Origin of the sequence: Promicromonospora umidemergens (genome assembly GCF_024171995.1) — a bacterium.
Taxonomy (GTDB): Bacteria; Actinomycetota; Actinomycetes; order Actinomycetales; family Cellulomonadaceae; genus Promicromonospora; species Promicromonospora umidemergens.
In genome coordinates this window covers 472,958-492,345 of sequence record NZ_JAMTCT010000003.1, presented here as the reverse complement: position 1 = coordinate 492,345, position 19,388 = coordinate 472,958, and the positions used below count along the sequence as shown (strand labels likewise).

At 68.1% G+C, this 19,388-nt stretch carries 24 protein-coding genes; 20 read left to right on the top strand and 4 right to left on the bottom strand.

The features are described 5' to 3' along the window. Positions 1-90: 90 nt before the first annotated feature. The 10 genes from APR04_RS08360 (at position 91) to APR04_RS08315 (ending at position 7,586) form a co-directional block, all read left to right on the top strand. Positions 91-381, top strand: a complete 291-nt coding sequence (locus APR04_RS08360; protein ID WP_253869256.1) for a WXG100 family type VII secretion target — start codon at positions 91-93, stop codon at positions 379-381. A gap of 94 nt (positions 382-475) precedes the next feature. Continuing rightward, on the top strand, positions 476-766 hold the full coding sequence (locus tag APR04_RS08355; protein WP_253869255.1) for a hypothetical protein: 291 nt from the start codon (positions 476-478) through the stop codon (positions 764-766). Further along, positions 763-2,076, top strand: coding sequence for a hypothetical protein (locus APR04_RS08350; protein WP_253869254.1), 1,314 nt, complete (start codon positions 763-765; stop codon positions 2,074-2,076). The genes APR04_RS08355 and APR04_RS08350 overlap by 4 nt, the downstream gene beginning before the upstream one ends. 20 nt (positions 2,077-2,096) lie before the next feature. After that, positions 2,097-2,741, top strand: coding sequence for a hypothetical protein (locus APR04_RS08345; protein WP_253869253.1), 645 nt, complete (start codon positions 2,097-2,099; stop codon positions 2,739-2,741). After that, on the top strand, positions 2,738-3,415 hold the full coding sequence (locus tag APR04_RS08340; RefSeq protein ID WP_253869252.1) for a hypothetical protein: 678 nt from the start codon (positions 2,738-2,740) through the stop codon (positions 3,413-3,415). The genes APR04_RS08345 and APR04_RS08340 overlap by 4 nt, the downstream gene beginning before the upstream one ends. After that, positions 3,412-3,762 (top strand): hypothetical protein, encoded by a 351-nt coding sequence (locus APR04_RS08335; RefSeq protein ID WP_253869251.1) that lies wholly within the window; start codon positions 3,412-3,414, stop codon positions 3,760-3,762. The genes APR04_RS08340 and APR04_RS08335 overlap by 4 nt, the downstream gene beginning before the upstream one ends. Further along, entirely contained in the window at positions 3,759-4,349 is a 591-nt protein-coding gene (locus APR04_RS08330; protein ID WP_253869250.1) for a hypothetical protein, read from the top strand. Before APR04_RS08335 ends, APR04_RS08330 begins: the two co-directional genes overlap by 4 nt. Before the next feature lie 120 nt (positions 4,350-4,469). Further along, positions 4,470-5,870 carry an FAD-dependent oxidoreductase gene (locus tag APR04_RS08325; RefSeq protein ID WP_253869249.1) on the top strand — a complete coding sequence of 467 codons (1,401 nt, stop codon included), beginning with the start codon at positions 4,470-4,472 and terminating at the stop codon, positions 5,868-5,870. A gap of 139 nt (positions 5,871-6,009) precedes the next feature. Further along, positions 6,010-6,948 carry a zinc metalloprotease HtpX gene (htpX, locus tag APR04_RS08320; RefSeq protein ID WP_253869248.1) on the top strand — a complete coding sequence of 313 codons (939 nt, stop codon included), beginning with the start codon at positions 6,010-6,012 and terminating at the stop codon, positions 6,946-6,948. A gap of 143 nt (positions 6,949-7,091) precedes the next feature. Then, on the top strand, positions 7,092-7,586 hold the full coding sequence (locus tag APR04_RS08315; protein ID WP_253869247.1) for a YajQ family cyclic di-GMP-binding protein: 495 nt from the start codon (positions 7,092-7,094) through the stop codon (positions 7,584-7,586). 171 nt (positions 7,587-7,757) lie between these two features. Here APR04_RS08315 and APR04_RS08310 read toward each other — a convergent pair whose 3' ends face one another. Together APR04_RS08310 and APR04_RS08305 are read right to left on the bottom strand one after the other, a co-directional pair. Continuing rightward, entirely contained in the window at positions 7,758-8,885 is a 1,128-nt protein-coding gene (locus APR04_RS08310; RefSeq protein ID WP_253869246.1) for an HAD family hydrolase, read from the bottom strand. After that, on the bottom strand, positions 8,882-9,187 hold the full coding sequence (locus tag APR04_RS08305; protein WP_253869245.1) for a hypothetical protein: 306 nt from the start codon (positions 9,185-9,187) through the stop codon (positions 8,882-8,884). Before APR04_RS08305 ends, APR04_RS08310 begins: the two co-directional genes overlap by 4 nt. A gap of 161 nt (positions 9,188-9,348) precedes the next feature. Here APR04_RS08305 and APR04_RS08300 point away from each other — a divergent pair, with 161 nt between their 5' ends. The 4 genes from APR04_RS08300 to APR04_RS08285 all read left to right on the top strand — a co-directional run bounded on the left by APR04_RS08300 (position 9,349) and on the right by APR04_RS08285 (position 12,343). Next, complete coding sequence (locus APR04_RS08300) at positions 9,349-9,849, top strand: NUDIX domain-containing protein (protein ID WP_253869244.1); 501 nt, start codon at positions 9,349-9,351, stop codon at positions 9,847-9,849. Continuing rightward, positions 9,846-11,057 (top strand): helix-turn-helix domain-containing protein, encoded by a 1,212-nt coding sequence (locus tag APR04_RS08295; RefSeq protein WP_253869243.1) that lies wholly within the window; start codon positions 9,846-9,848, stop codon positions 11,055-11,057. Before APR04_RS08300 ends, APR04_RS08295 begins: the two co-directional genes overlap by 4 nt. A gap of 107 nt (positions 11,058-11,164) precedes the next feature. Continuing rightward, entirely contained in the window at positions 11,165-11,656 is a 492-nt protein-coding gene (locus APR04_RS08290; RefSeq protein ID WP_253869242.1) for an SAM-dependent methyltransferase, read from the top strand. 99 nt (positions 11,657-11,755) lie between these two features. Further along, positions 11,756-12,343 carry an HD domain-containing protein gene (locus APR04_RS08285; RefSeq protein ID WP_253869241.1) on the top strand — a complete coding sequence of 196 codons (588 nt, stop codon included), beginning with the start codon at positions 11,756-11,758 and terminating at the stop codon, positions 12,341-12,343. A 244-nt stretch (positions 12,344-12,587) separates the two neighbouring features. On the opposite strand, the gene APR04_RS08280 is transcribed toward APR04_RS08285, so the two are convergent. Beyond that, positions 12,588-13,226, bottom strand: coding sequence for a TetR/AcrR family transcriptional regulator (locus APR04_RS08280; protein ID WP_253869240.1), 639 nt, complete (start codon positions 13,224-13,226; stop codon positions 12,588-12,590). Positions 13,227-13,333: 107 nt separating this feature from the next. Here APR04_RS08280 and APR04_RS08275 point away from each other — a divergent pair, with 107 nt between their 5' ends. From APR04_RS08275 to APR04_RS08250, 6 genes are all read left to right on the top strand, one after another. After that, positions 13,334-14,266 carry an NADP-dependent oxidoreductase gene (locus APR04_RS08275; protein WP_253869239.1) on the top strand — a complete coding sequence of 311 codons (933 nt, stop codon included), beginning with the start codon at positions 13,334-13,336 and terminating at the stop codon, positions 14,264-14,266. Positions 14,267-14,347: 81 nt separating this feature from the next. Continuing rightward, the gene (locus APR04_RS08270) at positions 14,348-15,367 is read left to right on the top strand and encodes an LLM class flavin-dependent oxidoreductase (RefSeq protein WP_253869238.1); all 1,020 of its coding nucleotides are present in this window, start codon (positions 14,348-14,350) and stop codon (positions 15,365-15,367) included. Positions 15,368-15,393: 26 nt separating this feature from the next. After that, positions 15,394-16,035 (top strand): NAD(P)-dependent oxidoreductase, encoded by a 642-nt coding sequence (locus APR04_RS08265; protein WP_253869237.1) that lies wholly within the window; start codon positions 15,394-15,396, stop codon positions 16,033-16,035. A 71-nt stretch (positions 16,036-16,106) separates the two neighbouring features. After that, a complete protein-coding gene (locus APR04_RS08260) occupies positions 16,107-16,460 on the top strand; it encodes a DoxX family protein (RefSeq protein ID WP_253869236.1) in 354 nt (117 codons plus the stop codon). 44 nt (positions 16,461-16,504) lie between these two features. Continuing rightward, complete coding sequence (locus APR04_RS08255) at positions 16,505-17,359, top strand: SDR family oxidoreductase (RefSeq protein WP_253869235.1); 855 nt, start codon at positions 16,505-16,507, stop codon at positions 17,357-17,359. A gap of 91 nt (positions 17,360-17,450) precedes the next feature. Then, positions 17,451-18,116 carry an NADPH-dependent F420 reductase gene (locus APR04_RS08250; protein ID WP_253869234.1) on the top strand — a complete coding sequence of 222 codons (666 nt, stop codon included), beginning with the start codon at positions 17,451-17,453 and terminating at the stop codon, positions 18,114-18,116. A 704-nt stretch (positions 18,117-18,820) separates the two neighbouring features. On the opposite strand, the gene APR04_RS08245 is transcribed toward APR04_RS08250, so the two are convergent. Further along, on the bottom strand, positions 18,821-19,354 hold the full coding sequence (locus tag APR04_RS08245) for a hypothetical protein (RefSeq protein WP_253869270.1): 534 nt from the start codon (positions 19,352-19,354) through the stop codon (positions 18,821-18,823). Positions 19,355-19,388 lie beyond the last annotated feature (34 nt).

Genomic DNA, 19,388 nt, shown 5'->3' with positions numbered 1-19,388 from the left:
TACCCATCGACCGGTGGGTCGGTGGCCGTTAGGGTCTGGGTAGTCGGATCGGCCGTGGGGGCCGGCCGGGATCTGAGAAGGGGAAACTTCATGGCAAACATGAACGTGACGTACGAGGAGCTCCGGGGTACTGCCGGTCAGCTGCGTAACGGTCAGTCGCAGGTCATGGACACGCTGACGAACCTGTCGTCTCAGGTGAACAACCTGGTGGCGTCTGGTTTCCAGACGGACCAGGCGTCGGGCAAGTTCCAGCAGTCGTACGAGGAGTTCACGACGGGCGCGAAGCAGGCCATCGAGGGTATCGAGGGTATGGCCTCGTTCCTGGAGCAGGCCGCTACGACGCTGCAGGACGCCGACTCGCAGCTCGCTGCCGGCATCTGAGAACCAGCGCGACCTGTACGTGCAGGAGGGCGGTTCCGGGCATCAGCCTGGAACCGCCCTCCTGTCGCGTCAACACCTACCAGAAAGGCATGCCGTGGGAGACCGACTACTGGTCGACCTCAACCTGCTGACCGAGACGGGTAGCCAGCTCACGTCGATCGTCAACGAGTTCGAGGGCGCCGACGCCTATGCCGAGTCCGTTGCCGACGCCGTGGGCGACGACGGGCTGGCGAACGCGGTCCGGGACTTCTCCACCAAGTGGAAGAACCGGCGCGAGGACATGCGTGAGGCCATCGAGAATCTCGCTGAGCTGACCTCGGCCGTCGGCGAGCAGTTTCGCGATCTCGACACAGAGCTCGGAAAGAACCTCGAGGGAGACGCATGAGCTGGGAACCGTTGGCGACGTCGAACCCCGTTCCGGGAGAGCCGGACAGGTCCACGTCCGCCGGTACCTACTACGGCGAGATCGCCGACGCGATGGCGGACGCCTACCGCTCGCTCGGTGTCATGGAAGACATGGAGGGCTTCGAGTCCGATGCGGTCGACAAGCTGCGGGAGAAGGCGGAGGACGTCCGTGGCGAGGTGAACAAGGCCGAGACCCGCTACAGGGCGGCCGCAGAGGCTCTGACCCAGTACGGGGTGGACCACCACACAGCTCAGGACGATGCGCTGGCGCTCCTGCAGCGGGCTCGTGTCGCGCAGGAACAGGTCGAGCAGGACCAGCAGGCCGCCGCGACCGCGAAGTCCAACCTCGAGGACGCGACGACGGCGTCCCGGACCTCTGGTGAGGACCTCGATCCAGGGATGCGCAACGCGTCCAGCACTGCCAACGGCAACCTGAGCACCTCGCGTGGGGTGCTCGACGGGATCATCGGCGAGCTGCCCAGCATCGTCAGCGCCTGGCGCACCAAGGCGGGTACGGCGGCCACCAAGATCAGCGAAGCGATCGAGGCCGACGACCTCAATGACGGCATGTGGGAGAAGTGGGGCAAGGGGCTCGCGGAGTTTGTCTCCAAGTGGGCAGGCAAGATCGCCATGTGGGCGGGTATCGCCGCGCTGTTCCTCGGCTGGGTGCCGATCCTCGGACAGATCCTGACAGCCATCGCGATCGTCGCGACGATCGCGGCGCTCGTGGCCGACATCGCGCTGGTGGCACACGGCGAGGGCGATTGGGTGAACGTGCTGCTCGGCGTGATCGGTGTCGCGTCGTTCGGTGTCGGGCGGTTCGTCGGGGCGTTCGGAAAGGCCGCGGCGGCGAAGGGGGTGGCGCAGGGTGCGTCACGCCAGGCGCGGATGAGTCGGAACGTCTCTAAGTTCGGCAGTCCGCAGACCCGGGCCACGGTACGAAACGCATTGTCCAACGCGACGAAGGCCTTCAAGTCAGTTCCGTACACCAAGCTGAACCCGGTGAGCTGGGTCAAGTCCGGGCTGGCGTCCTTCAAGGGACTATCCGGTCGAGCCGGGGTCATGAACTTCATGGGTCATGGCGAGGCGGCGCGCGCCTATCAGACGTTGCGCAACGTCGACGACATTGCGCAGTTCTCGAAGAACGCGACGGGCTATGTCGGCACCATGGGGCGCCTCGGCTCGCTCAACCCGGCGAAGGTCGGCAGCTTTGGGTCGGCCCTTGTGCCGTACGCGACGGACGTAGCCGCCAACTCGACCCTGTTGTATCGGGACGTGCGTACATGGTGAGAAACGAGGGGGAGCAAGCGATGGAGCAGCAGGAGGAGTCGTGGCGTCCGTGGGACGAGGATCAGGTCTTCACCTTTCCGGAGCGGGAGGACTGGATCTTCTGGGTTACGGGTATGGGCGGCGGCGAGGGAGCGGAGGAGATCGCCGCTACCCGGGAGTGGGGTGTTGGCAACCCCGCTGTGATCGGCGCCATTCGTGCCATGGACCAGGACGCGGTCGAGGACGGCGACGGGACCGCGTGGGGCGCTGGTGTCTGGCTCCCTGCCGAACATGATCACGAGGTTCGCGTCGGTGTGCTGATCAAGACGTTCCCTGACCGGGGGAACGTGAAGAAGGCGTACCGGAAGTTCCGCAAGCAGGCGGCGCGGGTACCGCAACTGCCCGGCGTGACGATCAGCTCGTACGACGTGGGTGAGGGCGAGGTAGACCTCGGCCCGTTCGTCGAGCAGGTCATCGACACGGTCAATGAAGCGGGCGAACTGTATCTGTACTGGTTCTACACTTTCTTCAGCGACGCCAAGGACGAAGTGGTTCGGCTTGAGTTCCGGAGCGTGTACGCGCACCTGCTGGACGAGATCGAGGAGCAGATCGGTGACCTCCTCTCGCATGCCTTCTACGGGGTCGAGCCTGGGTCGGCGCTGTCGAAGGAGCTGGGGCTGGAGTGAGTACGGAGACAGAGGCCTCGGGGCCCGGCCTCGGGGCCGAGTCTGACGACGGTCCTGCCGACCTTCAGGCCGCTGCGGCCGCTTCGTTCCGCGCGGCGGCCACCTCGTGGGCGTTCGTGTATCCGCGCGGCTGGTGGACCGTCCCGCTGACGGACACTGCGCAGATCGACGGCGCGGTGCGCAAGATCGTCGTCGGCCGGCTGGGCCGCCGGGACGACCGGGCCCGCGCCCGGCGAGAGGCGCGTGAGTACCTCTCGCAGGCCGCCCACGGCGCGGCCGAGGAGGGCGGGCTCAGCCTGGCCGTCTTCAGCATGGACGTCGGCGACGTCGCGATCACCGGCACCATGGCTGTGTTCACGTACCAGGTGACTGAAGGCGGCCGTGACGAGCTGATCGCGAGCATCACCGGTTCGACGTCGGGTGCGGACGTCGACAAGCAGAAGCTCGACGACGGGTGGGTGCTGCGCGCAGTACGACAGAGCGAGATCGAGCGGACCGACGCGGAAGGCAACCCGATGCTGCCCGAGCTCAGGGCCGATTATTGGACAGAGCGTCGAGGTCTCGACAAGATTCTCCAGGTGTCTTTCACCACGCCGTTCGTGCCGCTCCGTGAGGCGATGCTCGAACTCTTCGACGCGATAGTTCTCTCCCTGCACCCCGTGGTGCGCGGATGATCGCCGCGGCGCCGCCGCTCCCGTCGGACGACCCGAGCGTGCTCACCGCCATCTTGGCGATAGTTCTGGCTCTGGTTGTCTGCTTCTTCGGGTTCTGGGTGCTGGGTGGTTACCGCTTCTTCATCGGCGACCTGGGGAACTACACCAGGCTCTGGGAGCCGTTGCGCCCTACTCTTCTCATCGTGCTCGCCATGTTGGTCGCCACCGGACTGTTCCTCGGTGCCATCTGGCTGGACGATCGCAACCGTGAGTCCGCCCAGGACCGCTACGACGAGTGGTCCCAGGAGCAATGGCTCGAGGAACAGCAGACCCAGCAGCCCACGCCGAACCCCTCGGAGGCACCATGAACGCGAACGCCCGCAAGAAGCTATGGATCGGTGCCCTCGTCGTCTTCGCCCTCGTCTCGGTCGTGCGGCTCGTGCTCACCGTCCAGCGTGACGGCCTCGGCGACAGCACGTTGTGGATCGCGCTCGTCATCGTCCTGGTGATCTGCGGCATCACGGTGGCCGTGATGCTCCGGCGGTCGAGCGCAGTGGTCTCGAACGCCCGGCAGAACCGGACCGACGTCGTCGTCGTCCCCGCGTACTCGACGGGGGAGGCGGCCGACGAGGCCGCGTCGTTCGCCAACGCCGTCCCGGGCCTCATGAGCACGGGCGGCAGCCCCATGGCGCTCGTGGTCACCGAGGCCCTGGTCGAGGTCTGGGCCGGTCGCCGCAGCACGGCGCCGAGCTGGACCCTGCGCCGCCCCGCGGAAGCCACGGTGGTGAAGGCGGTCTACGGGACCCGTTCGGTGGACGCGCTGCACCTGTCCGACGGCAGTGCGTCCGTGACCGTCGTCCCTGCGTACAGCCCGTTGCGTGCCATGGGCGGGAGCGGCAAGGAGGACCTGCGGCGGGCGATCACCGAGGTCGGTGCCGGCCAGCCCAGCAGGTGACGATCCCGCACGTCCGGTGTGAAAGATGAGACGGCTGGTGAGGCGATCCTTACCCTGTCGGTAGAATCAGGACCGGCCTTCGCTTCCCCTCCTGACCTCGACCCGGAAGGCGCCCCTTTCGTGAGCACCACCCGACCCCTGCGCGTCGCCGTCGTCGGCGCCGGCCCTGCCGGCATCTACGCGAGCGACATCCTGTCCAAGACCGACCTCGACGTCAGCATCGACCTGTTCGAGCGCCTTCCCGCGCCGTTCGGCCTGGTGCGGTACGGCGTGGCCCCGGACCACCCGCGCATCAAGCAGATCATCGTCGCGCTCCACCGCGTGCTCAGCCGCGGAGACATCCGGCTGCTCGCCAACGTGGACTACGGCGTGGACGTGAAGCTCGAGGACCTGCGCCAGTTCTACGACGCGGTGATCTTCTCCACCGGCTCCATCAAGGACGCCGAGCTGGACATCCCCGGTATCGACCTGGACGGCTCGTACGGTGCCGCGGACTTCGTGTCCTGGTACGACGGCCACCCGGACGTGCCGCGCACCTGGCCGCTGGAGGCGGAGCAGGTGGCGGTGATCGGCGCAGGCAACGTCGCCCTCGACGTGGCCCGCATCCTCGCCAAGCACGCGGACGACCTGCTGCCCACCGAGGTCCCGACCAACGTGTACGAGATCCTGAAGTCGTCTCCGGTCACGGACGTGCACGTGTTCGCACGTCGCGGCCCGGCGCAGGTCAAGTTCTCGCCGCTGGAGCTGCGCGAGCTGGGCCACGTGCCCGACGTCGACATCGTCGTGTACCCGGAGGACTTCGACTTCGACGAGGGCTCCGAGGCGGCCATCAACTCCTCGAACCAGACCAAGCAGGTCGTGAAGACCCTGGTGGACTGGACGCTGAAGGACCCGGCGCAGAACACGGCGTCGCGCCGCCTGCACCTGCACTTCCTGAACTCCCCGGCCGAGGTGCTCGGCGAGAACGGCAAGGTGGTCGGCTTCCGCACCGAGCGCACCGCGCTACAGGGCGACGGCACCAGCAAGGGCACCGGTGAGTTCATCGACTGGCCGGTCCAGGCGGTCTACCGCGCCGTGGGCTACTTCGGCTCGGCCCTGCCGGAGATCCCGTACGACGACGTCAAGGGCGTCATCACCAACCGAGAGGGCCGGGTCGTCGACATCGACGGCAACCAGGTTCCCGGCGTGTACGCGACGGGCTGGATCAAGCGCGGCCCGGTGGGCCTCATCGGCCACACCAAGTCCGACGCCTCGGAGACGGTGCGCCACCTCGTCGAGGACGTCACCGGTGTGGCCGACGGCGAGGCTCCCGGTGACCTGGACGGTGGCCGTACCGCATCGCACGGTGCGCCGGAGGCCGTCACCGAGTTCCTGGCGGGCAAGGGCGTCGGGTACATCGAGTGGTCCGGCTGGGAGCTCTTGGACGCCCACGAGCGGGCGCTCGGCGAGGCAGAGGGCCGTGAGCGGGTCAAGGTGGTGCCGCGTGACGAGATGATCTCGATCAGCAGGCCGCAGGCCTGACCGGTCCGGTCATGATGTGCAGACGGCGTGGGTCCCGTACGGGGCTCACGCCGTTTTCATGCCCGCGGCGCAGTGCGAGATCATGCTCGTGGGAACCGCCGCCCGGCGTGGCGCGTTCGGCTTGGAGGAAAGGAGTGCGATGCACAGGCACTACAACGGGCTGAAGACAGCCGCGCTGTTCGGCGGTATGTGGGTCGTGATCTTCGGGATCTGGGCCCTCCTCGGGCGCAGTTCCGGCATGCTCTGGATCTTCGTGCTCATCGGGCTGGGCACGACGGCCTACGGCTACTGGAACTCCGACAAGCTGGCGATCCGAGCGATGCGCGCGTATCCCGTCACGGAGCTGCAGGCGCCGGAGATGCACCGCATCGTGCGGGAGCTGTCGACTGCGGCGCGCCAGCCGATGCCCCGGCTGTACATCTCGCCCACCAAGGCGCCCAACGCGTTCGCCACGGGCCGTAACCCGAAGAACGCGGCAGTTTGCTGCACGGAGGGCATCCTCCAGCTGCTGAACGAGCGCGAGCTGCGGGGCGTGCTGGGGCACGAGCTCATGCACGTCTACAACCGCGACATCCTCACGTCGTCGGTCGCTTCCGCGATGGCCGGGCTCATCACGGCGCTGGCGCAGTTCCTCCTGTTCTTCGGCGGCGGTGACCGCCGTGAGGGCGGCAACCCGCTCGCCGCGCTCGCCATGGCGTTCCTCGCCCCGGTGGCCGCGATGCTGATCCAGATGGCGATCTCCCGCACGCGTGAGTACGACGCCGACGAGGACGGTGCCCGTCTCACGGGCGACCCCCTGGCGCTGGCCTCGGCGCTGAACAAGCTGGAGCAGGGCACTCAGCGCGCGCCGCTGCCGCAGGACCGAGATTTGACCAACGTGTCGCACCTGATGATCGCCAACCCGTTCCGAGGGGCCGGGATCGGGCGCATGTTCGCCACGCACCCGCCGATGAAGGACCGGATCCGCCGTCTCGAGACGATGGCCGGCGGGCCGTCGGACGGTTACGGACCTGGCTGGTCCGGCGGACCGACGCCGGGTCCCGACGCGCCGCCCTGGGGTACGCCGCCGCGGTACTGAGCAGTGGCGACCGCCGGACCCTGCCGGCAGGGGTCGGTGACCTGCGCCATCCGTTCGTCGGCACCCGCAGCGCCGGATACGGTGGTGCCGAATCCTCACCGGGCGTGCAGGGGCGTCCGGTCGTTACGCAGAAGGAGCACGACATGGCCGACTCGTCGTTCGACATCGTCAGCAAGGTCGACCGCCAGGAGGTCGACAACGCGCTGAACCAGTCCGGCAAGGAAGTCTCGCAGCGGTACGACTTCAAGAACGTGGGCGCTTCGATCAGCTGGAGCGGCGAGAGCATCGTGATCGTCGCCAACTCGTCGGAGCGCGTGCTCGCGGTCCTCGACGTCTTCGAGACCAAGCTGATCAGGCGCGGGGTCTCGCTCAAGGCGATCGACGTCGGCGAGCGCGAGCCCCAGCCCTCCGGCAAGGAGTACCGCCTCGCGGCCACTCTCAAGGAAGGCCTGGCGGGCGAGTCCGCGAAGAAGGTCACCAAGATCATCCGCGAAGAGGGCCCCAAGGGCGTGAAGACGCAGATCACCGGTGACGAGGTGCGCGTGACCAGCAAGTCGCGCGACCAGCTGCAGGAAGTGATGGCCCTGCTGAAGGGCTCGGACCTGGACTTCGCGCTCCAGTTCACGAACTACCGGTGAACATGCAGGTCAGTAGCCTGTTCTGGGCTGCCAGTCCGCACACAGTCCGCAAGAGCGGGCGATGAGCACGGGCTAACGGGTGGTTGCCGGGATACCGGTGGCCGCCCGTTTGTTCTGTCACAGGGATTGGGGTGCGCGCCCGGCCGCAAGATCGAATGGTTAGGTGCCTGGCTAGAGACTGGTGAGAGGGAGCTCGAACCCGGCTGGGCCGCTGCTCGTGGTGACGCTGCGCCATCGGGCGCGGCGTCGACCCTCGTCCCCTCGGGGGAACGGCAGGTTCGCCTCCAGCGCGGCGGTCTCGAGGGCGCGCATCGTGGTCCCGACGCCGGACGGGACCGGCGCGTGCCGGACCCAGTGACCGGCCTGGAGCGTCCAGACTTCGCACCGGGACAGGTCCGGCCCTGTGCCGTGCCACACCCTCAGCGCGGCCGGACCTGGCGCGGTCTGCTCAGCCACGGCGAGCTGTCCGGCCAGCGATGACAACGAATCGTCGATATCTGGGACGAGGGAGTGCAGCACCGGTAGGGCTCCGGCCTCGGTGATGGTGCCGGTCGTCTCGTCGGCGGCACTGCGCACCATGGCGGGTGCGTGTCCCATCGCGATCGAGCGTGCGGCCCACGCGAACATCTCGCGGTCGTTGACGCCGTCTCCGACCGCCACTGTGCGATCGGCGGGGATGCGCAGGTGCTTGCGCACGCCGTCGAGTGCAGCCGCCTTGTTCACACCAGGCGCGGTGAGGTCGAGCCAGTCGAGGTCCATTGCGGCGACTGTGGCCCCGGTGGCGTCCAGAGCGTCGGCAATCCGGCGGATGCCTGGAGCCGTGAGTACGACCCGGGTAGCAGGCTCGGACGCCAGATCGTCCAGCGTCGCCGGCTTCTGCTGCCCGTTGAGCTCGCCCGGCGCGAACGGGATGTTCGTTCTCCAGCCCCAGCCGACCTCTTCCACCGCGACCCGCACACCCGGGACAACGTGCGCCGCGCGGTGGATGACGGGGCCTGGGTCGAACGTGCGGGCGGCCACGACGTCGTACCCAGCCGGCGCCGACCGGTCCAGGCGGACGGTCACCGAACCGTTGGAGCACACCGCCGACCCGTCGCTGACTCCCAACCTGAGCGCGATCGGCAGCAGCCCGGCCAGCGACCGCCCCGTGGCGAGGACCACTTCGTGCCCGGCGGCGCGGACCAGGTCCAGCGCCTCGACCGTGCCAGACGGGATCCTGCTGTCACCGTCCACGAGCGTGCCGTCGATGTCCAGGGCGACCAGGCACGGATCCGCCATCATGATTTGCTGCCGTGTCATCGGGCCACACCCTCGACCTGCCGCAGGATCGAACGGACCTGCGTCTCCAGACCCTCGCGCTCGCCGCACCACAGCGTGTGGCCGGGCACGAACATCCGGTGATCCATGGGCAGGTCCAACCCGAGCGATCGAGCGATCGCCTCGCCGTCGGGCAAGTGACTGGGATGAAGGCACATGCGGTTTCGGGTGATGGTCACCACCTCGATCCGGTGCGCACCGACCTCGCTGACGGCGGTCCTGGGACCCTCGATCGCACGCAGCAGATCGTCACCGTTCTCGACAAGTCGAGGTGTGGTTCGCATGGTCGACCCCTCCTGCGGGTTCCTCGTGAACCCGCAGCCCGAGACTCCCCTCAACCCGCAGCTGGTACCACGGCCTCCCGCGCAGCACTGGGCCGGTCGATTCCTGCGAACCGTGCCTCCCAGGCATGGTTCAGGCATGGGCGCGCCGATATGGTCGAACAGTGAAACTGCTGCCCTTCAACGAGTACGTCGCGTCGCTCCCTCGGAAACGCATGTCCGCGGGCGTCCTGCTGTACGACGACGCAGGCCGGGTCGTACTCGTCGAGCCGTCGTACAAGGCGGAGTGGGATGTCCCCGGCGGGGTCGTCGATGACGGCGAGTCGCCGTGGCATGCCGCCTCGCGCGAGCTGACCGAGGAGCTCGGCCTGGTTCGTGAGGGAATGCGTCCCCTGGTCATCGACCATGAGGCCGCTGCGTGCGACGGGATGCCCGAGGGCATTGCCTGGATCTTCGACGGCGGCCCGATCAGCGAGCAAGAACTGACCGCACTTCCTCTCGACGACCCGGAAATCGTCTCCGTCGGCCTGTACCGGCTGGACGAGGTCAGCGGCAAGACGACCGGCCCGCTCGCCCGCCGTCTTTCCGCCGCGCTGGTCGCCGTGCGAGATGGTTCCGGGCCGGTGCTGTGCGACGACGGGGTGCCCACCTACGGTGCGCCATGACGGACCTGGCGGAGAACCTCGCGCGGCTACGCAAGGCCAACGACCTGTCACAAGAGGCACTCGCCGAACGTGCCGGAGTCGGCATCGACACGGTGGCCCGCATTGAACGTGGGACCCGGACAACCTGCCGACCGGCCACGCTCCACCGCCTGGCGACCGCCCTCGCGGTCCCCGTCCAGACGCTCTTGACCGGCGACAGCCGCGAACATCCTGCGCTGGCGACACGCGGACAGATGGTCCGGCTGCGACAGGCAGTCACAAGCGGCGGACCGGTTCCGGGCCTCTCCGACTTCGCGGAGAACGCCGAGACCGTGTCATTGATCGAGGCCGAGCGCCAGACGACCGCAGTGTGGCGACTCGATGTCGGCGGGCGCCACAACGAGCTGCTGACGTTGCTTCCAGCTGTGCTCGCTGACGCCCGGCGGCTTGTCGAGACAAACAACGACAACGATGCCGCTGCCGGACGGCGGCTGCTGGCCACCACTTACCGGATCGCGGCGGGAATCGCCGGCCGCCTGGGCCAGGAGGATCTGGCATGGACCGCAGCCGTGCGCGCACTTGAGGTCGCTCGCGGTTCCGATGACCCTGAACTCCAACAGGCTGTCGCCGTGCGCTACCTCGCCTGGACCCTGGTCCGACAAGGACGCGAGATCGAAGCTGAGCGAGTAGCCACGACCGCGGCCGAGGCCATTCAGCCGACGATGCTCGACGCGGACCCCGTACGCACCGCCGTGTTCGGCAACCTGCTCTTCAATGCCGCTACGGCCGCCATCAAGATCGGCGCGGCGCAACGTGCTGCCGATCTGCTGGCGGAAGCACGGTCAGCGGCGGCGAGGACCATGACGAGCGTCGTCACCGAAGCGGCGATCTTCAGCCCGCGCGCAGTAGCGCTTCAGGAGGTCGAGAACCTGTCACGAGGCAACGACCCTGAGACTGCGCTGCATCGCGCAGCGACGTTGCCGGCTCTGCCTGGTCAACTGCCTGCATTCTGGGAAGCCGGCCACGCCCTTCACATCGCGTCCGCCTCAGTCAAGACCAGGCGGTACGACGAAGCGCTCCACCACCTCGATCAGGCTCATCGTCTCGCTCCGGACTGGGCAACCAGCCAACCACTCGGCGCTGCGACCATGCGCGCCTTACTCGATCGAGCCACCAGACGACGCGGCCCCCGCTTCGCCGCACTTGCCAACGCCTTTGGCAAGCCGTAGCGAGATGCTCCGCACCCGCGGCCTACGAGGCGACCAGCTCGGACGAGGCTTTCCTCGATGCGCGTTAACGTCTATCTCGCTGCCGCGAACTGACCCTCGGAGGAACGTTGACCGACCCCATCGTCATGACCCCTGTCGCTCGTGTCGTCGGAGGGCGCACCGAGCCGACCGACGACTACTGGGGCGGCACGCGCTCCATCATCCGGATCGACCCGGACGCCTACAGCGCGGCGTCGGTTGCCGGGCTCGAGGAGTTCTCGCACCTCGAAGTGGTCTTCTTCTTCCACCTGACCGACCAGACCGACCTCAACCCCGGTGCCCGCCGGCCTCGCGAGAACCCGGACTGGCCCGAGGTCGGAATCTTCGGGCACCGGAACATGCGCCGCCAGAACTGGATCGGCGTCTCGCGCTGCCGGCTGGTGTCTATCGACGGCCTGGATCTGCACGTCGAAGACCTTGACGCGGTGGATGGGACGCCGGTGCTCGACATCAAGCCATGGTTCGCGGAGATGGGTCCGCGCGGCGAGACCCACCAGCCGGCGTGGGTCTCCGAGATGCTCGGCGACTACTTCGCTCCGGCCCAGGCAGTCCGTAAATAGTCCGCAAGAGGTGCACGCGGACCTGAACGCCCACAGTCTGTTGTCCGAGGTGTACTTCGCCACTCGACTTGCCGGGCGATAGCCAAGGAGGCATCCCATATGACCGACCACGTTACCGACCCGGAAGCGGCCAGCGTCGCGAACTTCGCTCACGAGATGGGCGTACTGAAGCGACTGCGTCGTGCCGGGTGGTGGCAGGTCGGCGTCCGGGACCCCGAGTCGGTCGCCGAGCACAGCCTCCGGGTGGCGCAGCTCGCGGCACTCATCGCGGCCGAGGAGGGTGGAGATCCGGCGCGCGCGGCGTACCTGGGCCTGTGGCACGACTCGCAAGAAACGCGGATCACCGACATCCCGCACTCGGCTCGTCCCTACATCGGGGAGAAAGGTGGCAACGAGGTGATCACTCGGGACCAGGTCGCCCATATGCCTGATGCGGCGGCGAAGACGGTCACTGAGGCCGTCATCGAGTACGAGGCCAAGGAGACGCTCGAAGCGCAGTGCGCCAAGGACGCCGACAAACTCGAATGCCTCCTCCAAGCTCTGGAGTACCGGGCGGCCGGCCACCAGTACGTCCAAAAGTGGATCGACAGTTCTCGTTCGGGAATCAAGACGTCCTTCGCGGCTCGGGTAGCCGATGCGGCGTTAGCAGGGAGTCCCATGGCTTGGCACGACCAGGCTCAGCCCTGACCTGACCTGCAGGGCGCACAACGGACGGTCCCTCCCTTGGACGAGCCGATAAGGACACGCGTGGCGTACGGCGGGACTGCCCGAGTTCGAACGATCCTGCCTTACGACATCTGTGGTCCAGGCGTTGGACGGGACGGTGTCAACGGCGGCTGAATTCTGACCCCTTTTCGACGGGCACCGCGAGATATACCGGTGCACCCTCTGGGAGAACCCGGCGTACAGACCGGCTTGTTCGTATAAGCGGTCAGTGTTGCTCGGCGGCGAGCGTCCTGGTCCAAATCTCTGACGGTGGGGTGAGCGGTCCTGTTCCCTGTTCGCGGAAGGCCTGGAGCATGTACTCGCCGAACCGCTTCCAGGCGAGGGGTGCGCTGCGCTGGGTGCCGCGCAGCAGCCCGCGGGCTGCGTGCTGGAGCAGCAAGAGGTCGCTGTGGTGGAAGTCCGCGCGGACCGCGCCAGCCTCTCGGGCGCGGTCGACGAGCTGCACAGAGGCGCGGAATGCGCGGGCCAGCTCTTCATGGAACAGGTCCGTCCCGCCGCGGGTGGACAGGAGTACCTCGCTGAACGCGGCGTCGGTGGCTTGCTGTTCGAGGATGAACATCACGTAGTCGCGAAAAGCCTCCCACGGGTGCATCTGCGCCTGCTGCGCCAACTGCTCGGTGTGTTCGGCGTAGCGGCGCATCTTTTCTTCGAGCACGACGCCCATGAGCTCCTCGACCGAGGAGAACCGGCGGTAGATCGTGCCCACCCCGACGCCGGCGACGTCGGCGATGTGCTCCAGCGTGACCTCGCTGCCCTCCTGAGCAAGAACGGATCCCGCGGCACAGACGATCGCCTGCCGGTTGCGCTCGGCGTCCGCTCGCAGGGGTCGCTTCTCGGTGCTCATGGGATCAGTCTACCTATCTGGAATAGACGCTCCAGTTCGGTGGTTCACTAGGACATGCAAGCGGAGCATCGGCTCCACTTGAATCGGATAGTAGGGAAGAGACAGACATGAAGGTTGTGGCACTGCGTGCGTTCGACTCCGAGCCCGAGATCACCGAGGTAGACGTTCCCCAGCCCGCCCCGGGCGAGGTGCGGGTGCGGGTGCACGCCGCCTCGGTCAACGGCTTCGACCTGTCGGTCGCCAAGGGCATGCTGCAGGGCGCGATGGAGCACCGGTTCCCGGTCGTGCTGGGCAAGGATTTCGCCGGCGTCGTCGATGCGATCGGCGAGGACGTCGAGGACTACGCCCTGGGCGACCGCGTGTTCGGCGTCGTGACGAAGAGTTTTCTGGGCGACGGCTCGTTCGGCGAGTACGTCACCGTGCCCACCGCCGTGGGGATCGCGAAGCTGCCCGAGTCCGTCGAGTTCACGCAGGCGGCAGGACTCGGCCTGGCCGGGACCGCGGCCGTGGACGCCATCGACGCCGCCCAGATCAGCGAGGGCGCAACGGTCCTCGTGGTCGGCGCGACCGGTGGTGTGGGCCAGCAGGCGCTGCAGCTCGCCGCACGCGCCGGCGCGACCGTGATCGCCACCGCGCACACGGAGAAGGAGACCGAGCAGGTCATCGCGCTCGGCGCCGCGCACGCCATCGACTACACCGGCGACGTCGTCGCTCAGGTCCGGGCCATCGCGCCCGACGGCGTGGACGTCGTGCTGCACTTCGCCGGTGCGCCCGACGCCGTCGTCCCCGTGGTCAAGCCTGGCGGCGCGTTCGTCTCCACGATGCTGATGAGCCCTGCGGACGTCCCGGTCGAGGGCGTGCGCGTCGTGGCGATCTACGCCAACCCGGCGCCCGAGACGCTGGAGCGGATCGCGCGCAACCAGGCCGAGCAGCACACCACTGTCACGGTCCAGCATGTGTACGACCTCGCGCAGACCCCCGACGCGTTCGGGCACTTCACCGCCGGCACCCTCGGCAAGATCATCATCTCCATCGCCTGACCATCTCAGGCCGTCGCCGCGCGGCCCCGCCCGACACCATCCCGGGCGGGCAGGGCCGCACGGCGCTCCGGAAGGAACCCCATGGAACTCGGTGTCTTCTCCCTGAGCGACATCTACCCCGACAGCCCCGACACGGCCGCCAGCCGCATCGACGACATCATCAGCTACGGCATCCTGGCCGAGCAGCACGGCCTGGACGTGTACGGCATCGGCGAGCACCACACCCGCCAGTTCGCCGTCTCCTCCCCGGCCGTGGTGCACGCCGCCATCGCGCGCGCGACCCAGCGCATCAAGCTCACCACCACCGCCAGCGTGCTGAGCGTGCTGGACCCGGTGCGGGTCTACCAGGACTTCGCCACCCTCGACCTGGTCAGCCACGGTCGCGCGGAGATCATCGCCGGACGCAGCGCGTTCGCCGAGCCCTTCGCCCTGTTCGGCGAGGACATTGCCCAGCTCGATGACCTGTTCGCCGAGAAGCTCGACCTGCTGCTGCGACTGCGCGAGCAGAAGCCGCTCACGTGGGAGGGACGCTTCCGTCCGCCGCTGCACGAGGCGGAGGTCAACCCGCCCGCCCACGGCGACCTGCCGGTCTGGGTCGCCGTCGGCGGCACCCCGTCCAGCGCGCTGCGTGCCGGACGGCTCGGCCTGCCGATGGCCCTGGGTCTGATCGGCGGCACCATCGACCACGCCAAGCGCCTGATCGACCTGTACCGGTCCGCGGGACGCGAGGCCGGCCACCCCGCCGAACGGCTCACCGTCGGCATCACGAGCCACTTCTACGTCGGCCAGTCCCAGGAGCAGGCGCTGGAGGAGTTCTACCCCTACTACCACCGGTACCTCTCACCCGAGACGAACGGCGGGCGCGGCTTCTACGTCGACCGGCCCACGATGCAGGCCATGGCTTCTCGCCGCGGCGCGCTCATCGTCGGCGGCCCGCGCGAGGTCTCGGAGAAGATCCTTGAGATGCGCAGCGTGCTCGGTATCGACCGGTTTCTCGGCCAGGTCGACCTGGGCGGCATGCCCCAGCAGATGGTTCGCGACTCCATCCAGCGGTTCGGCGACGACGTCGCCCCCGCCGTCCGCCACGTCCTGGCCACCTGACCATCCTGAAGGAAGAACCCACCACCATGAACGTCACCGTCTTCGGCGCCACGGGCGCCATCGGCTCCCTCACCGTGGCCGAGCTGCTCGACCGTGGTCACACCGTCACCGCCTATGCCCGCAACAAGTCCAAGGTCCCAGCCACCTGGGGTGACCGTGTCCGCGTCGTCGTCGGTGAGATGGCCGACGCCGCTGCGATCGACTCCGCGGTCGCCGGAGCCGACGCCGTCGTCTCCGCGCTCGGCCCCGTGCTCACCCCGGGCGAGCAGGGGCACCGGCTCACCGAGGGCACCCGCCACGTGCTCGACGCCATGCAGCGGCACGGCGTGCGGCGCTACGTCGGCCACGCCACACCGGCGGTCTGGGACCCGCGCGAGCGGCCGACCTGGCAGACGCGGCTCATCCGCTTCCTGCCCAAGACGTTCGGACGCCGCGCCTACGAGGAGATCCGCGGCATGACCGACCCCGTGCTGGTCTCCGATCTCGACTGGACGATCGTGCGCTTCATCCGCCCCACCGACGGCCCCAAGCTGGGCCGGGTCCGTTCCGGCTTCTTCGACACGGACAAGCTCGGCTTCGCCGTCACCCGCGCCGACATCGCCGCGTTCACCGCTGCGCAGGTCGACGACGACACGTACGTCGGTCGCGCTCCCGTCATCAGCAACTAAACCGCACCACGTCGGCGGTGCCTCGACGCGTGCCCGCACCTCCGCCATGACCCCACGCATCGAAGGAAGCCATGTTCATCGCCCTCGTCATCCTCACCGTCCTGCTCGCTGTGCTCGTCCTCAATTCTGCCGTGATGAAGCTGCGCAAGAACGAGCAGGTCGTCGCCGTCATCGGCGGCACCGTCGGCGTTCCCGAGCGCCACTTTCCCGTCCTGGCCGCACTGGAGATCGCCGGCGCGCTCGGCATCGTCGCCGGCCTGTGGATCGAGCCCCTGGGCATCGCCGCCGCAGCAGGCTTGACCGCCTACTTCATCGGCGCCCTCATCGGCCACCTCCGCGTCGGCGACACCAAGGGCCTGGCGATGCCGCTGGCGCCGCTGGTCGTGTCCGTCGCGGTCCTCGTGCTGCGCATCCTCACCGCCTGACCCTGACCAATCATCACTACCTGGATCACCGAAAGAAGAACACCATGACCATCGCCATCATCGGTGCCACCGGACAGCTCGGCGGCCACACCATCGACGCCCTCCTCGAACGCGGCATACCCGCCGGCGACCTCCTCGCCCTCGGCCGCGACACCGAGCGCCTGACCGCCCTCACCGAGCGCGGCCTGCGCACCGCCACCCTCGATCTTGACGACGTCGAGGCCACGGCCACCCAGCTCGCCGACGTCGACAAGCTCCTGTTGGTCTCCGTCGGCGCCCCCGGGCAGGCACTCGCCCCGCGCGGGAACGCTATCGAGGCCGCCCGCCGCGCCGGCGTCAGCCACCTGGTCTACACCTCCGCACTCCAGGCGCCCACGACCATCCTCGGCCTGGCCGCTGAGCACAAAGCCACCGAGGAGCTCGTCACCGCCTCGGGCCTCCCGGCCACATTCCTGCGCAACGGCTGGTACTCCGAGAACCACCAGCAGGACTTCACAACCGCCCGCGAGACCGGTGTCATCGCCAACTCCGTCGGTGACGGACGCCTGGCGACGGCGAGCCGCCGGGACTTCGCTGAAGCCGCCGCAGTCGTGCTCACGACCCCGGGCCACGAGGGCCGCGCCTACGAGCTGTCCGGCGACACCGCCTGGAGCTATGAGGAGTTCGCCGCCACCGCGGAGAAGGTCCTCGGCACGCCGGTGCGCTATCAGGCGCTCAGCCCGGAACAGGAGCACGAACAGCTGCTCGCGTTCGGCCTCGACGAAGGCACCGCCGGGTTCATGGTCGCGCTCAACGGGAACATGCGCGACGGCGCCCTCGCACCCACACCGGTCGACCTCGCCCGCCTCATCGGTCACCCCACGCAGCCGCTCGAGACCACTCTGCGCGCCTGGGTCTAACCCAGGCCACCGGACCGGGAGGAGGGCCACGCCCTTGGTCCCCTCCCGGACCCTGTCGCCGACCGCCAACCTCCCCCAGGAGAACAGCACGATGAACAGCGCTTCTCGACCCGTCATCGGCATCTTCGGCGCCGGCAAGTCCGGAGTCGCGATCGCGCGCCTCGCCCTCGATGCCGGATACACGGTCCACGTCGCGACTTCCGGCACCGTCGAGGACACCGACCAGCTCCTGCGCTTCGTCGCACCCGGAGTCATCGCCGCTACGGTCCGCGACCTGCTGACGCTGGCCGACATCCTCATCATTGCCGTCCCCCTGCGCAGATTTCGCGAACTGCCCCTGCACGCCATGGCCGGCCACATCGTCATCGACGTCATGAACTACTGGCCACCGATCGACGGCACCCTGCCCGACTTCAACAACGCCGAGCGGCCCTCCAGCGTCATCATCCAAGAGGCGCTACCCGATACGGCCCAGCTCGTAAAGACCTTCAATCACCTCGGCTACCACCAGATGGAAGACCTCCCTCGACCCACAGGCGCTCCCGATCGCACTGCTCTCGCCATCGCAGGAGACGACGCCGACGCCGTCGAGACCGTCGCCCGCCTTGTCGACGACCTCGGCTTCGAACCACTGCCCGCCGGGCCACTAACAGCCAGTGACCGCTTGGAGCCGGACGGCCCCGTCTTCGGTAGACAGCTCGACGCGATGGACATGCGTCGAATCCTCCAGACCGACCACAGTGAACAGGCGGCCTAGGCAGTCCCATCGACTCGCGCCGAGAGATTCGCCGGTTCGCAGTGCCGGGGGAGTGCGTCTCTCGTGGTCCGCAGATAGTCCGCAACAGGTCCGCGCCAGCCCGTCCGGCCCCAACATCACCAACGGCCGGAAGCGTTGGAATTCCAACGCTCCCGGCCGTTGCCGCTTCCGCCATACCGTGCCAGATGTCCGGACTGCGATCCACGAACTACCGCTGACGCCTCATCCCTTGGTCGAGCCTGATCCGTTGCTCGAGCCTGTCGAGACAGGCACTGACGGGCGAGCAGCCGACTGACGTTGCGGACGGGCGGTCACCGGGACACCGGTGGCCGCCCGTCCGGTCTGTCAGGGGGTCTTAGCGGCCTCAGTCGTCGGCAGTGCGGACAGCGTGGTTCGCATGAGCGATGTGGCCGCCGCTCGGGTCCTGCCCTCTGCGCTCGGCCACAGGTGCACGTACGTGCCGAGCGTGATGGTCGGGCTGGAGTGACCCAGAGCGGCGCTGCGCCGTGCGCATGGCCCCGGCCTCGGGTGACACGCCAAGAGGTCCCCGCTCCAAGCGGAGCGGGGACCTCGATTCGTCGTCAGCCGCTGGCGCCCGAGCCTGGACAGGTACCGGATCCCGGCTTGCCCTTCTGGTGGGTCGCGACCTTCCCCCCGATGACTCCGACGATCTGGCCGCAGCTACCGCACTTTTTCGTTGCCACTCACACCGCCTCCTTGATTCGCCACTCCGTGCTTTCTGACCGCCGCTCGCCGGGTGCGAGGGTGTACCTGAGGAAGCTCGTGGTGGAGCTTCCGTCGTGCCACTTGAGCGTGTACCCGAACTGGTGGGAGAAGCCCATGTTCGACTTGGCTGGACGCGTGGTGAACCGCTCGACCGACGCCAGCTCACGGGACTGGGCGTTGATGACCAGGGCCGTGAGCCAGGCTTCGAGGTCGGACATGCGCAGCTTGCCGTCGGTCATGGTCAGCTCGACGGGCGCGACCGGCGCAGGCGGGTCGCCCTCGACGATCTCCTCCGGCCGGTCGAAGGTGTCGCCCTTAGGGCCGCCGCCGACGACGGTCTGCCAGTACACGGTCCCGCCATCGGGTGCTTCGAACACGAGACCGGTGCAATGCTCGCCCATGCCACGGTCGTTGTTGATGCCGCTGTCGGCCCACTCGATGCGCTTGACACCGGTCGGGAGGTTGGCATCGACGAGAGTGGTGATCCAGGTCTGGAAACGTGGGAGGCGCATGATCCGAGGCTATCCGAGAGGGAGAGCAGCACGG